Here is a 13,857-nt window from a genome sequence, read left to right as displayed (position 1 = left end):
ACAGCATCTTGAATGAGGCTCCGCCCGGCGATCCTTCGCCCGCCACTCCGGGAGCCGACGCATGGCCCGTGACCGCACTCCGCTCCGTCGCCGCGCCGGGGCCCTGGCGGCGGCCACGACCGTGCTCGCCCTCGCGGGCGTCGCACCGGCGGCGGCCGCCCGGCCGCCCCGGGGCCATGACGTGTCGTCGCACCAGAGGCACGTCGACTGGCCGACCGCGCGGGCGAAGGGAGCGCGGTTCGTCTACGTGAAGGCGACCGAGTCCACGGACTACCGCAACCCCTACTTCTCCCCGCAGTACGCCGGTGCGCGCCGGGCGGGCCTGCTGCGGGGCGCGTACCACTTCGCGCGGCCGGACACCTCGTCCGGCGCCCGGCAGGCGGCCTACTTCGTGCGGCACGGCGGCGACTGGCGGCCGGACGGCTGGACGCTGCCGCCCGCGCTGGACATCGAATACAACCCGTACGACAGGAAGCAGCGGTGCTACGGGGTGGGCAGGGCCCGGATGGTCCGCTGGATCCGCTCCTTCAGCGACGAGGTCGAGCGGGAGACCGGCCGCCGTCCGGTGATCTACACGACGGCCCACTGGTGGAGGCTCTGCACCGGCGACAGCCACGCCTTCTCCGCCACCCACGCCCTGTGGATCGCCCATCACGGCAGCTCGCGGCCGGGGAGGCTGCCGGGCGGATGGCGGTACTGGACGTTCTGGCAGTACCGCGTGAAGGGCGGGCTGCCGGGTGACCAGAATCTCTTCAACGGCCGGGCCGGCCGGCTGCGGGCCTTCGCGCGGGGCCGGTAGCCAAGGGGCGCGGGGGCCGGGCGGGGCCAAGCGGAACCCCGATCCCTCGTTACGGACACCACCACGCCCGACCCAGTTCATCTTCTGTTCACCCAGGTTGCCTACGGTCGACGCGCCAATGACGCTCGAACGATTGCCTGGGTAAATGGAAAGCTTCTCGCTGATCCTCGCGATTGTGGTGGTAACCGCACTCGCGTTCGATTTCACGAACGGTTTCCACGACACCGCCAACGCGATGGCCACCACCATCTCGACCGGCGCGCTGAAGCCCAAGGTCGCGGTGGCCATGTCCGCCGTGCTCAACCTTGTGGGCGCTTTCCTCTCCGTGGAGGTCGCCAACACGATCTCCAAGGGTCTCGTCGATGAGAACGGCATCCGTCCCGAGGTCATCTTCGCCGCCCTGGTCGGCGCGATCCTCTGGAACCTGCTGACCTGGCTGGTGGGCCTCCCCTCCAGTTCCTCCCACGCCCTGATGGGCGGCCTGATAGGCGCCACCGTCGCCTCCGCCGGCTTCGGCGCCGTGCACGGCGACGTCCTCGTCACCAAGGTCCTGCTCCCGGCGGTCGCCGCGCCGGTCGTGGCGGGTCTCGCCGCCATGCTGGCCACCCGCCTCTCCTACGGCATCGGCGGCACGGCCGAGGGCGAGGCCACCCGCAAGGGCTACCGCGCCGGCCAGATCGCCTCCGCGGGCCTGGTCTCCCTCGCCCACGGCACCAACGACGCCCAGAAGACGATGGGCATCATCACCCTCGCGCTGATCGCGGGCGGCTCCATCGCCCCCGGGTCGAACCCTCCCGTCTGGGTGATCCTCTCCGCGGGCCTCGCCATCGCGCTCGGCACCTACATCGGCGGCTGGCGCATCATCCGCACCATGGGCAAGGGCCTGACCGACCTGGAGCCGCGTCAGGGCTTCGCCGCGCAGACCAGCGCCGCGACCGCCATCCTGGCCTCCTCTCACCTCGGCTTCTCCCTGTCCACCACCCACGTCGTCTCCGGCTCGGTGATGGGCACGGGCCTGGGCCGCAAGGGCGGTGTGGTCCGCTGGTCCACCGCGACCCGCATGTTCGTCGCCTGGGCGCTGACCCTCCCGGCCGCCGCACTGGTCGGCGCCGGCGCCGAGGCCGTCACGGACCTGGGTGACTGGGGCACCGCCGCCGTCGCCGTCTTCCTGGTCGCCGCGAGCGCCGCGATCTGGAAGATCTCCCGCCGCGAGGTCGTCGACCACACCAACGTCGTCGCCGACGACGCGGAGCCGGCCGGTGTGGTGACCACCGCCATCGCCGCCGTGATCCCGCCGCCCGCGGGCACGGTCGCCGGGGAGGCGGCCATCGCCTTCCCGCAGCAGTCCACCGAGCCGGCCCCGATCGCCGGCCACGCCCCGGCGGCCCCGCCGGCCGCCACGGTCTGACCCCGAGCACCCGGTTACGAAGGAAGCATCATGAAGATCGACTGGGCGGCCATCGGTTCCGTCTTCGGCGTCAGCCTCGTGGTCACGGTGGGCCTGGTGGCCCTGTTCACGGTCGGCATCAGGGGCCTGGCCCGGCGCGAGCGGGCCGCGGCCCAGGGCGACTCCGCCGCCCTCGCCGTCACCGGCGCCTACGTCTGCTTCGCCGCCTGCGCGGCGGCGGTGGCGTACGGCATGTACCTCATCGTCGCGAAGGCCTGACCGGCACTCGCGAACGACCCAGGGCTCCGCTCCCGGCACTTCGGGAGCGGAGCCTTCCGCGTGCTCGCACGCCCCTGAGGCAGGTACCCCCAGCACCGGACGCCGCGAGCTTCCCGGCAAACCCTCCCGGTCACAGTCCGGGTGTGGGGATCGGCACACTCTCCCCGCGCAGGTCAACGGCAAGTTGACGGCCCTTCCGGGTGCGTGGTGGACTGCCCAGGCCATGAACGGCGGCAGAAGAGGAAGCCGGTGCGAATCCGGCGCGGTCCCGCCACTGTCACCGGGGAAGAACTCCCCGGGAGCCAGGAACTCTCACCGCCGGAACTCGTCGAACCAGGGCGCGGACACCCTGAGTGAGGACCCATATCGCCATGCTCGGCTGCCGAAGGACCCGTACCAGGCCCGCTCCTGTACCCACGGCCCTCGCGGCCGGCTGAGCCGATGGGTGCCGATCGCTCCTACGCGTACGGCGCCGCCGCCGGCCTTCTCGGTGACCTGCTCCTCGGCGATCCGCGCCGCGGGCACCCGGTCGCCGTGTTCGGGCGGACGGCCGCGGCCGTGGAACGCGCGTTGTGGCACGACCACCGCGGCTGGGGCGCCCTGCACACCGTCGTGTGCGCCGGTGGCGCCGTCGCACTCGGTGCCGTGGCCGCACGCGCCGTACGCCCCTCCCCCACCGCCTCCGCCGCGCTGACCGCCGCCGCCACCTGGGCCGTCGTCGGCGGCACCTCGCTCGCCCGGGAGGCCCGCACCATCGGGCGCGCCCTCGAGACCGGTGACGTCGAGGCCGCCCGCGCGCGGCTGCCCCATCTGTGCGGCCGGGACCCCCAGGCGCTCGACGCCGACGGGATCGCCCGGGCCGTGGTCGAGTCGGTCGCCGAGAACACCTCCGACGCCGTGGTGGGCGCCCTGGTGTGGGGCGCCGCGGCCGGGGTGCCCGGACTGCTGGGCTTCCGCGCGGTCAACACCCTCGACGCGATGGTGGGTCACAGGTCGCCCCGTCACCGGCGCTACGGATGGGCCTCCGCCCGTCTGGACGACCTCGCCGGATGGCCCGGCGCACGGCTGACCGCCGCGCTCGCCGTGCTCGCCGGACCCGACCCCCGGGGGGCCGTGAGGGCCTGGCGGGCGGACGCCGCCGAGCACCCGAGTCCCAACGCCGGCCCCGTCGAGGCGTCGTTCGCGGGCGCCCTCGGCGTGCGGCTCGGCGGAACGCTCTCCTATGCCGGACGCGTCGAACACCGGCCCGTGCTCAACGGGGACGCCGGGCGCGCCGTCCGGACCACCGACATCGACCGCGCCGTGCGGCTCTCCCGCCGCGTCGGCCTGCTCGCGCTCGGCGTCACCGTCGCCGCGCGCCGACTCGTGAAGGGACGTGGGAAGTGAGCGGGGGTCTCCTCGTCGCCGGCACCACCTCCGACGCCGGCAAGAGCGTCGTCACGGCCGGGATCTGCCGGTGGCTGGTGCGCCAGGGCGTGAAGGTCGCGCCGTTCAAGGCGCAGAACATGTCCCTCAACTCCTTCGTGACCCGTCAGGGCGCGGAGATAGGGCGGGCGCAGGCCATGCAGGCGCAGGCGTGCCGCGTGGAGCCGACCGCGCTGATGAACCCGGTGCTGCTCAAGCCGGGCGGCGAACAGAGCAGCCAGGTCGTGCTGCTGGGCAGGCCGGTGGGCGAACTGAGCGCGCGCGGGTACCACGGTGGCCGGCAGCAGCGGCTCCTGGGCACCGTGCTGGAGTGCCTGGCCGAGTTGCGGGGCACGTATGACGCGGTGATCTGTGAGGGGGCCGGGTCGCCCGCGGAGATCAATCTGCGGCGGACCGACATCGTCAACATGGGGATCGCGCGGAACGCGCGGCTGCCCGTGCTCGTGGTCGGCGACATCGACCGCGGCGGCGTCTTCGCCTCCTTCTTCGGCACGGTCGCCCTTCTCTCGCCCGAGGACCAGGAACTGGTCGCCGGGTTCCTGGTGAACAAGTTCCGCGGGGACGTCTCCCTGCTGGAACCGGGCCTGGAGATGCTGCACGGGCTCACCGGGCGGCACACGTACGGCGTGCTGCCCTTCCGGCACGGGCTCGGCATCGACGAGGAGGACGGACTGCGGGTCTCGCTGCGCGGAACCGTCCGGGAGTCCGCCGTCGCTCCCCCGGTCGGCGAGGACGTGCTGCGGGTCGCCGTCTGCGCGATCCCGCTCATGTCCAACTTCACCGACGTGGACGCGCTCGCCGCCGAACCCGGGGTCGTCGTGCGTTTCGTGGACCGGCCGGAGGAACTGGCCGACGCCGACCTGGCGGTGGTGCCGGGCACCCGCGGCACCGTGCGCGCACTCGAGTGGCTGCGCGAGCGCGGGCTCGCGGACGCCCTCGTGCGCAGGGCCGCCGAGGGCCGCCCGGTCCTCGGCGTCTGCGGCGGCTTCCAGATCCTCGGCGAGCACATCGAGGACGACGTCGAGTCGCGCGCCGGCGCCGTCCCCGGACTCGGTCTGCTCCCGGTGCGGGTGCGGTTCTCCCGCGAGAAGACCCTCGCCCGCCCGGCCGGCGAGGCCCTGGGCGAGCGCGTCGAGGGGTACGAGATCCACCACGGCGTCGCCGAGGTCCTCGGCGGCGAGACCTTCCTGGACGGCTGCCGAGTGGGGTCCGTCTGGGGCACGCACTGGCACGGTTCGCTGGAGTCGGACGGCTTCCGGCGGGCCTTCCTGCGCGAGGTGGCCGCCGCCGCGGGCCGCCGCTTCGTACCGGCCCCGGACACCTCCTTCGCCGCGCTGCGCGAGGAGCAGCTCGACCGGCTCGGCGACCTGATCGAACAGCACGCGGACACGGACGCGCTCTGGCGGCTCATCGAGTCGGGCGCGCCGCAAGGACTGCCATTCATTCCACCGGGAGCGCCCGCATGAGCACAGTGTTGTTGTTGTCGACCGCCGACACGGATCTGCTGGCGGCCCGGGCCTGTGGCGCCGGGTACCGGATCGGCAACCCGACCCGGATCGACGTCGCCGGGGAGCTGCCGGGCCTGATCGACGGCGCCGGCATCGCCGTCGTACGGCTGCTGGGCGGCAAGCGGGCCTGGGAGGACGGGCTGGCCGCGTTGAAGGCGTCCGGTGTGCCGGCCGTGCTGCTGGGCGGCGAGTCCGTCCCGGACGCCGAGCTGATGGCCGAGTCGTCCGTGCCCGCCGGTGTGGTGGCCGAGGCGCTGAAGTACCTGGTCGAGGGCGGCCCCGCGAACCTGCTGGAGCTGTCCCGGTTCCTGTCCGACACCGTGCTGCTCACCGGCGAGGGCTTCGACGGGCCGCGGAAGATGCCCGAGTACGGCGTCCACGGCGACCGCGCCTTCACCGAGGGCCGGCCGACGGTGGGCGTGCTCTTCTACCGGGCGCACGAACTGAGCGGCAACACCGGCTTCGTGGACACCCTGTGCGACGCGATCGAGGCACAGGGCGCCAACGCCCTGCCCGTGTACTGCGGTTCGCTGCGCGGCGCGGACGCCGGGCTGTACGAGCTGCTGGGCCGGGCCGACGCGCTGGTCGCCACCGTCCTCGCGGCGGGCGGCACGCACGCCTCACAGGCCTCCGCGGGCGGCGACGAGGAGTCCTGGGACATCGGCGCGCTCGCCGACCTCGACGTCCCCGTGCTGCAGGGCCTGTGCCTCACCTCCTCGCGGGCCGCGTGGGCGGAGTCGGACGCCGCCCTGTCCCCCATGGACGCGGCGATGCAGGTCGCGATCCCCGAGTTCGACGGCCGCCTGATCACCGTGCCGTTCTCCTTCAAGGAGCAGGGCCCGGACGAGGTCCCGGTGTACGTCGCCGACCCCGAGCGGTCCGCCCGGGTCGCCGGCATCGCCGTCAGGCACGCGCGGCTGAAGCACAAGCCGAACGCCGAGAAGAAGGTCGCCCTCGTCTTCACCGCGTACCCGACGAAGCACTCCCGCGTCGGCAACGCGGTCGGCCTGGACACGCCCGCCTCGGCGGTACGGGTGCTGGACGCGCTGCGCGACGCCGGCTACTCGCTCACCGAGTACCCGGCCGGCGGCGACGAGCTGATCCACCGGCTGATCGAGGCGGGCGGCCACGACGTGGAGTGGCTGACGGAGGAGCAGCTGGCCGCCGCGCCCGCGCGGGTACCGCTCGCCGACTACCGGGCGTGGTTCGCGAAGCTGGACCCGGAGCTGCGCGACGCCATGACCGAGGCGTGGGGCGAGCCGCCGGGCGGCCTGTACGTGGACGGCGACGACATCGTGCTGGCCTCGCTGCGGTTCGGGAACGTCGTCGTGATGATCCAGCCGCCGCGCGGCTTCGGCGAGAACCCGATCGCCATCTACCACGACCCCGACATGCCGCCCTCCCACCACTACATGGCGGCCTACCGCTGGCTGGAGAACAGCTTCGGCGCCGACGCGGTCGTGCACATGGGCAAGCACGGCACGATGGAGTGGCTGCCGGGCAAGGGCCTGGGCCTGAGCGGCGGCTGCGCCCCCGACGCGGTCCTCGGCGACCTGCCGCTGGTCTACCCGTTCATCGTGAACGATCCCGGCGAGGGCACGCAGGCCAAGCGGCGCGGGCACGCCACGGTCGTCGACCACCTGGTGCCGCCGATGGCGCGCGCGGACACCTACGGCGACCTGGCCAAGCTGGAGCAGCTGCTCGACGAGTACGCGCTCGTCTCCGACCTGGACCCGGTGAAGGCGCCCGCCGTGCGCGCCCAGATCTGGACCCTCGTCAAGGCCGCCGAGCTGCACCACGACCTGCACGTGGACGAGCAGCCGGACGACGCGGAGTTCGACGAGTTCGTCATGCACATCGACGGCTATCTGTGCGAGATCAAGGACGTGCAGATCCGCGACGGCCTGCACATCCTCGGCGGCGGCCCGGCCGGCGAACCGCGGGTCAACCTCGTCCTCGCCGTGCTGCGCGCCTCGCAGGTCTGGGGCGGCCGTGCCAACGCGCTGCCGGGTCTGCGGGCCTCGCTGGCCGGACACTTCGGGCTGGTGGAGAAGGAGCTGCTGGCCGAGCCGGGTGCGCCGGTGAAGGTGCCGGTGGAACTGACGGACCTGGCGGCGGGCCCATCCCGTACGGCGTCCGACGCCATCGACCTGCTGGAGCAGCTGTGCCGGCGGATCGCGGAGGGCATGGAGTCCCGGGCGTGGGACCGGGCGGCCGTGCCCGTCGTGCTGGACGACGTGCTCGGCACGCGGCTCCCGGACGCCGTCGCGGTGCTGGAGTTCGCCTGCGCCGAGGTCGTACCGCGGCTCGCCCGCACCACCGACGAGATCGGGAACATCCTGCGCGCCCTGAACGGCGGATACGTCCCGGCCGGTCCGTCGGGTTCGCCGACCCGTGGCCTGGTCAACGTGCTGCCCACGGGCCGGAACTTCTACTCGGTCGACCCCAAGGCGATTCCGTCCCGGCTGAGCTGGGAGGTCGGCCAGTCGCTCGCGGACTCCCTGGTCCAGCGGTATCTGCAGGACACCGGCGAGTACCCGCGGTCCGTGGGCCTGACCGTGTGGGGCACGTCCGCGATGCGCACCCAGGGCGACGACATCGCCGAGATCCTGGCGCTGCTGGGCTGCCGCCCGGTCTGGGACGACGCCTCGCGCCGGGTGACGGGGTTCGAGGTGATCGGCCTGGAGGAGCTGGGCCGGCCGCGCATCGACGTCACGGTCCGCATCTCCGGGTTCTTCCGCGACGCGTTCCCGCACGTGGTCGGTCTGATCGACGACGCGGTGCGGGCGGTGGCGGAGCTGGACGAGCCCGCCGGGTCCAACTACGTGCGGGCGCACGTGGCGGAGGACGCGGCGGAGCACGGTGACCGGCGGCGCGCGACGGCCCGCATCTTCGGCTCCAAGCCGGGCGCGTACGGCGCCGGTCTGCTGCCGCTGATCGACGCCCGGAACTGGCGATCCGACGCCGACCTCGCCGAGGTGTACGCGGTGTGGGGCGGCTACGCCTACGGCCGCGGGCTCGACGGGCGCGCGGCGCGCGGGGACATGGAGACGGCGTTCCGGCGGATCGCGGTGGCGGCGAAGAACGTCGACACCCGCGAGCACGACCTGGTCGACGCCGACGACTACTTCCAGTACCACGGCGGCATGGTCGCCATGGTGCGGCACCTCACCGGCGCCAACCCCGAGGCCTACGTGGGCGACTCGGCCGTCCCCGACCAGGTGAGGACGCGCACGCTGGGCGAGGAGACGCACCGTGTCTTCCGGGCCCGGGTGGTCAACCCGCGCTGGATGGCGGCGATGCGCCGGCACGGCTACAAGGGCGCCTTCGAGATGGCGGCGACCGTGGACTACCTGTTCGGCTACGACGCCACGGCGGGCGTGGTCGACGACTGGATGTACGAGAAGCTCAGCGCCGAGTACGTCTTCGACCCGGAGAACCGGGACTTCATGAGGAAGTCCAACCCGTGGGCGCTGCGCGGCATCACCGAGCGGCTGCTGGAGGCGGCGGACCGCGGGCTGTGGGCGGAGCCGGACGCGGACACGCTGGAGCGGCTGCGCGCCACCTACCTGGAGCTGGAAGGCGATCTGGAGGGCGACCAGTGACAACCCCGTTTCCGTTCACGGCCGTTGTCGGCCAGGACGACCTGCGGCTCGCGCTGCTGCTGAACGCCGTGTCCCCGGCGGTGGGCGGTGTGCTGGTGCGCGGCGAGAAGGGCACCGCCAAGTCCACGGCGGTGCGGGCCCTCTCGGCGCTGCTGCCCGAGGTGGCCGTGGTGCCGGGCTGCCGGTTCTCCTGCGACCCGGCGGCACCGGACCCGTCCTGCCCGGACGGCCCGCACGAGCCGGGGCCGGGCGCCCAGCGGGCCGCCCGCATGGTCGAACTCCCCGTCGGCGCCTCCGAGGACCGGCTGGTCGGCGCGCTCGACATCGAGCGGGCGCTCGCCGAGGGCGTGAAGGCGTTCGAGCCGGGTCTGCTGGCCGACGCCCACCGGGGCATCCTCTACGTCGACGAGGTCAACCTCCTCCACGACCACCTGGTCGACCTGCTGCTGGACGCCGCGGCCATGGGCGCCTCGTACGTCGAGCGCGAGGGCGTCTCCGTGCGGCACGCCGCCCGGTTCCTGCTCGTCGGCACCATGAATCCCGAAGAGGGCGAGCTGCGGCCCCAGTTGCTGGACCGGTTCGGGCTGACCGTGGAGGTCGCCGCGTCGCGGGAGCCGGAGCAGCGGGTGGAGGTGGTCCGGCGCCGGCTCGCCTACGACGACGATCCGGCCGCGTTCGCCGCCGGATGGGCCGGTGAGGAGGCGGCCGTCCGGCAGCGCATCGTCGCGGCACGGGAGTTGCTGCCGCGGGTGCGGCTCGGCGACGGTGCGCTGCGGCAGATCGCGGCGACCTGCGCGGCCTTCGAGGTGGACGGCATGCGCGCCGACATCGTGATGGCCCGTACGGCGACCGCGCTGGCCGCGTGGGCCGGGCGCACGGACGTGCTCGCCGAGGACGTCCGGCAGGCCGCGCTGCTCGCGCTGCCGCACCGGCGCCGGCGCAATCCCTTCGACGCGCCCGGTCTCGACGAGGACAAGCTGGACGAGACGCTGGAGCAGTCCTCCGGGAGCGACGAGGAGGGCGGTAACGGCGGGGACGGCGGCGGCGACGGTGATCCCGACCCCGACGGTCCCGGTGGCGGCGGTGGGCGGCCCGCGCCCGACGCCGGTCCGCAGGACGACGGCGGCAGCGCCGCGCGGCCCGAGGCCGGTGAGGGCGGGCAGTCGCAGCCGTCCGGCTCGCGGGAGCAGGCGCCCGCCCGTGCCGCCGAACCGTTCCGGACCAAGGCGCTGAGCGTGCCCGGGATCGGCGAGGGGGCCGCCGGGCGGCGGTCGCGGGCGCGGACCGAGCACGGGCGGACGACCGGGGCCCGCCGGCCCCGGGGCGCGCTGACCAAGCTGCACCTGGCCGCGACCGTGCAGGCCGCCGCCCCGCACCAGCGGGCGCGGGGCCGGTCCGGGCCCGGGCTGGTGATCCGCCGCGACGATCTGCGGCAGGCGACCCGGGAGGGCCGGGAGGGGAACCTCGTGCTGTTCGTGGTCGACGCCTCCGGGTCCATGGCGGCCCGGCAGCGGATGGGCGCCGTGAAGGGCGCGGTGCTGTCGCTGCTGCTGGACGCCTACCAGCGGCGGGACAAGGTCGGGCTGGTGACCTTCCGCGGCAAGGACGCCGAGGTCGCCCTGCCGCCGACCTCCTCCGTCGACGCCGCCGCCGCGCGGCTGGAGTCGCTGCCGACGGGAGGCCGGACGCCGCTGGCGGCCGGGCTGCTCAAGGCGCACGAGGTGCTGCGCGTGGAGCGGTTGCGGGATCCGGCGCGGCGGGCGCTGGTCGTGGTGGTGACCGACGGCCGGGCCACCGGTGACGGGGCGGCGCGAAGCGCCTCCGGCCGGGACGGTGGCCGGGCGACGGGCGGGACCGAGCCGGTCGCGCTGGCGAGGCGGGCGGCGCGGCTGTTCGCGGCCGAGGGCACCGCGAGCGTGGTCGTGGACTGCGAGTCTGGGCCGGTGCGGCTCGGGCTGGCCGGGCAGCTCGCGGGTGAGCTGGGCGGTACGGCGGTGACGCTGGACGGGCTGCGGGCGGATTCCATCGCCGGGCTGGTCAGGGATGTGCAGGGGACTTCGAGGAGGGCCGCGTAATGCCGCAGGGGCAGCCGAGTGTCGTACCGGACGACGGTCTGACGACCCGTCAGCGACGCAACCGTCCGCTGGTGGTCGTGCACACCGGCGTCGGCAAGGGCAAGTCCACCGCCGCCTTCGGACTGGCGCTGCGCGCCTGGAACCAGGGGTGGCCGATCGGGGTGTTCCAGTTCGTCAAGTCCGCGAAGTGGAGGGTCGGCGAGGAGAACGCGCTGCGCGTGCTCGGCGCCTCCGGCGAGGGCGGCACCGTCGACTGGCACAAGATGGGCGAGGGCTGGTCCTGGGTCCAGCGCGACGCGCAGATGGACAACGAGGAGAAGGCCCGGGAGGGCTGGGAGCAGGTCAAGCGGGACCTGGCCGCCGAGACGTACCGGCTCTACGTGCTGGACGAGTTCGCGTACCCGATGCACTGGGGGTGGGTGGACACCGCCGAGGTCGTCGAGGTGCTGCGCAACCGGCCGGGCACCCAGCACGTCGTCGTCACCGGGCGGAACGCGCCGCCGGAGCTGGTGGACCTCGCCGACCTGGTGACCGACATGTCCAAGGTCAAGCACCCGATGGACGCCGGCCAGAAGGGCCAGAAGGGCATCGAGTGGTGACCTGCTCGCCGGTGCCCCGGCTGGTCGTCGCCGCGCCCTCCTCGGGCAGCGGCAAGACCACCGTGGCCACGGGGCTGATGGCCGCGTTCGCCGCGCGGGGGCTCGCCGTGTCCCCGCACAAGGTCGGGCCGGACTACATCGACCCCGGGTACCACGCGCTCGCGACCGGGCGGGTGGGGCGCAACCTCGACGCGTACCTGTGCGGGCCGGAGCTGGTCGCTCCGCTGTTCATGCACGGGGCACGGGGCTGTGACCTGGCCGTGGTCGAGGGCGTGATGGGGCTGTACGACGGCGCGGCGGGCCAGGGCGAACTCGCGTCCACGGCCCATGTCGCCAAGCTGCTGCGGGCGCCGGTGGTGCTGGTCGTGGACGCGTCCTCGCAGTCGCGGTCGGTGGCGGCGCTGGTGCACGGGTTCGCGTCCTGGGACCCCGAGGTGCGGGTCGGGGGCGTGATCCTGAACAAGGTCGCCTCGGACCGGCACGAAACGCTGCTGCGGGAGGCGCTGGACTCGGCCGGGGTGCCGGTCCTGGGGGTGCTGCGGCGGGTGCCGCAGGTGGACACGCCGTCGCGGCACCTCGGGCTGGTGCCCGTCGCCGAGCGGCGTGCCGCCGCCGTCGACTCCGTCGGGGCGATGGCGGCGCAGGTCCTGGCGGGATGCGATCTGGACGCCCTGATGGCGCTGGCGCGCAGTGCCGGCGCGTTGCCGGGTGCGGGCTGGGACGCCGCTGACGTCCTGGCCTCCTCGCCCCCGCCGCCCCTTCCCGTCCCGTCCCCGGGGGCGGCGCCCCCGGACCCCCGGGAGCAGCCCGCAGGGCCTCGTCCCCAAGCGCCGGACGGGCCGGTTGTGGCTGTTGCCGGTGGGGAAGCCTTCACCTTCTCCTACGCCGAGCACACCGAGCTGCTCGCGGCGGCGGGGGCCCAGGTCGTGGTCTTCGATCCGCTCCGGGACGAGCGGCTGCCCGAGGGTACGGCCGGGCTGGTCATCGGGGGCGGCTTCCCGGAGGTGTACGCCGCCGAGCTGTCCGCCAACGAGCCGCTGCGCAGGGCCGTCGCCGGCCTCGCGCTGAGCGGCGCCCCCGTCGCCGCCGAGTGTGCCGGGCTGCTGTACCTGTGCCGTGAGCTGGACGGGCAGCCCATGTGCGGGGTGCTGGACGCCGGCGCCCGCATGGGCGAACGGCTGACCCTCGGCTACCGGGACGCCGTGGCCGTCGGGGACAGCGCGCTGGCTGCGGCCGGGACGCGGATGCGGGGTCACGAGTTCCACCGCACCGTCGTCGAGCCCGGCGCCGGCGCGGCTCCCGCCTGGGGGATCACCGCCCCCGCCCGGCGGGTCGAAGGTTTCGTACAGCAGGGCGTGCACGCGAGTTACCTGCACACGCACTGGGCGTCCGAGCCCGGTGTGGCCCGTCGGTTCGTGGAGAGGTGCCGGACGTCATGAGCAGCAGGCTGGTCGGAGTCGGGGTCGGTCCCGGTGACCCGGAGCTGGTGACCGTCAAGGGGGTCAACGCGCTGCGTGCCGCCGACGTCGTCGTCGTACCGGTGATGGACACGGGCGAGCGGGGGCGGGCCGAGGCGACCGTGCTCCACTACGTGCCCGCGGAGAAGGTGCTGCGGGTGGTGTTCGCGCTGAACGAGCGGACCGACCGGGCGCGGCGCGAGGCCGCCTGGGACGCGGCGGGCGAGCGGGTCGCGGAGCTGCTGCGGCGGCACGGGAGCGTCGCCTTCGCCACCATCGGCGACCCGAACGTGTACTCGACGTTCACCTATCTCGCCCAGACCGTCGGGGAGCTGGTGCCGGGGCTCGCGGTGGAGACGGTGCCCGGGATCACCGCCATGCAGGACCTGGCGGCGCGCTCGGGTGCCGTGCTGACCGAGGGGACGGAGCCGCTGACGCTGGTGCCGGTGACGGCGGGGTCGGCCGTGCTCAAGGAGGCGCTGGCCGGGCCGGGCACCGTCGTGGCGTACAAGTTCGGGCGGCAGGCCGCCGAGGTAGCCGAGGCGTTGCGGGAGACCGGGCGGCTCGGGGACGCCGTGTGGGGGTCGGCGCTGGGTCTGCCGGAGGAGTCGGTGCGGCCGGCCGCCGAGCTTCAGGGGACGCCGCTGCCGTACCTGTCGACGCTGATCGCGCCGCCGCGGCGCGACGGCGGGCGGGGCGGGAAGCTGTGACGCCGGGCCCGCG

The 13,857-nt window shown here is 74.2% G+C and carries 10 protein-coding genes and 1 riboswitch; all 10 genes read left to right on the top strand.

The annotated features are described in order from the left end of the window. Positions 1 to 61 precede the first annotated feature (61 nt). The 10 genes from IE177_RS28900 to cobI all read left to right on the top strand — a co-directional run bounded on the left by IE177_RS28900 (position 62) and on the right by cobI (position 13,844). Positions 62 to 799 carry a lysozyme gene (locus IE177_RS28900; RefSeq protein ID WP_190018411.1) on the top strand — a complete coding sequence of 246 codons (738 nt, stop codon included), beginning with the start codon at positions 62 to 64 and terminating at the stop codon, positions 797 to 799. Between the two features lie 145 nt (positions 800 to 944). After that, a complete protein-coding gene (locus IE177_RS28895) occupies positions 945 to 2,207 on the top strand; it encodes an inorganic phosphate transporter (RefSeq protein ID WP_190018410.1) in 1,263 nt (420 codons plus the stop codon). Positions 2,208 to 2,237: 30 nt separating this feature from the next. After that, positions 2,238 to 2,465: a hypothetical protein gene (locus IE177_RS28890; RefSeq protein WP_190018409.1), complete on the top strand. Its 228-nt coding sequence runs from the start codon at positions 2,238 to 2,240 to the stop codon at positions 2,463 to 2,465. Positions 2,466 to 2,655: 190 nt separating this feature from the next. Then, positions 2,656 to 2,797, top strand: a riboswitch (cobalamin riboswitch). Between the two features lie 109 nt (positions 2,798 to 2,906). Continuing rightward, positions 2,907 to 3,851 carry a cobalamin biosynthesis protein gene (locus tag IE177_RS28885; RefSeq protein ID WP_190018408.1) on the top strand — a complete coding sequence of 315 codons (945 nt, stop codon included), beginning with the start codon at positions 2,907 to 2,909 and terminating at the stop codon, positions 3,849 to 3,851. Next, the gene (locus tag IE177_RS28880) at positions 3,848 to 5,356 is read left to right on the top strand and encodes a cobyric acid synthase (protein ID WP_190018407.1); all 1,509 of its coding nucleotides are present in this window, start codon (positions 3,848 to 3,850) and stop codon (positions 5,354 to 5,356) included. Before IE177_RS28885 ends, IE177_RS28880 begins: the two co-directional genes overlap by 4 nt. Continuing rightward, a complete protein-coding gene (cobN, locus tag IE177_RS28875) occupies positions 5,353 to 9,003 on the top strand; it encodes a cobaltochelatase subunit CobN (protein ID WP_190018406.1) in 3,651 nt (1,216 codons plus the stop codon). Before IE177_RS28880 ends, cobN begins: the two co-directional genes overlap by 4 nt. Further along, a complete protein-coding gene (locus tag IE177_RS28870) occupies positions 9,000 to 11,078 on the top strand; it encodes a putative cobaltochelatase (RefSeq protein ID WP_190018405.1) in 2,079 nt (692 codons plus the stop codon). Before cobN ends, IE177_RS28870 begins: the two co-directional genes overlap by 4 nt. Further along, positions 11,078 to 11,677: a cob(I)yrinic acid a,c-diamide adenosyltransferase gene (gene cobO / locus IE177_RS28865; protein ID WP_190018404.1), complete on the top strand. Its 600-nt coding sequence runs from the start codon at positions 11,078 to 11,080 to the stop codon at positions 11,675 to 11,677. The genes IE177_RS28870 and cobO overlap by 1 nt, the downstream gene beginning before the upstream one ends. Then, a complete protein-coding gene (locus tag IE177_RS28860; protein ID WP_190018403.1) occupies positions 11,671 to 13,116 on the top strand; it encodes a cobyrinic acid a,c-diamide synthase CobB in 1,446 nt (481 codons plus the stop codon). Before cobO ends, IE177_RS28860 begins: the two co-directional genes overlap by 7 nt. After that, positions 13,113 to 13,844: a precorrin-2 C(20)-methyltransferase gene (gene cobI, locus IE177_RS28855; RefSeq protein WP_190018402.1), complete on the top strand. Its 732-nt coding sequence runs from the start codon at positions 13,113 to 13,115 to the stop codon at positions 13,842 to 13,844. The genes IE177_RS28860 and cobI overlap by 4 nt, the downstream gene beginning before the upstream one ends. Positions 13,845 to 13,857 lie beyond the last annotated feature (13 nt).

Source organism: Streptomyces lucensis JCM 4490 (assembly GCF_014650035.1).
Classification (GTDB): domain Bacteria; phylum Actinomycetota; class Actinomycetes; order Streptomycetales; family Streptomycetaceae; genus Streptomyces; species Streptomyces lucensis.
Note: the sequence above shows the minus strand (reverse complement) of the source record. Positions and strands in the feature narration are given on the sequence as shown.

What these genes read in the sequence shown, in the direction of transcription:
- IE177_RS28900 (WP_190018411.1), top strand. Translation starts at nt 62, where the DNA reads ATGGCCCGTGACCGCACTCCGCTCCGTCGCCGCGCCGGGGCCCTGGCG.
- IE177_RS28895 (WP_190018410.1), top strand. Translation starts at nt 945, where the DNA reads ATGGAAAGCTTCTCGCTGATCCTCGCGATTGTGGTGGTAACCGCACTC.
- IE177_RS28890 (WP_190018409.1), top strand. Translation starts at nt 2,238, where the DNA reads ATGAAGATCGACTGGGCGGCCATCGGTTCCGTCTTCGGCGTCAGCCTC.
- IE177_RS28885 (WP_190018408.1), top strand. Translation starts at nt 2,907, where the DNA reads ATGGGTGCCGATCGCTCCTACGCGTACGGCGCCGCCGCCGGCCTTCTC.
- cobN (WP_190018406.1), top strand. Translation starts at nt 5,353, where the DNA reads ATGAGCACAGTGTTGTTGTTGTCGACCGCCGACACGGATCTGCTGGCG.
- cobO (WP_190018404.1), top strand. Translation starts at nt 11,078, where the DNA reads ATGCCGCAGGGGCAGCCGAGTGTCGTACCGGACGACGGTCTGACGACC.
- cobI (WP_190018402.1), top strand. Translation starts at nt 13,113, where the DNA reads ATGAGCAGCAGGCTGGTCGGAGTCGGGGTCGGTCCCGGTGACCCGGAG.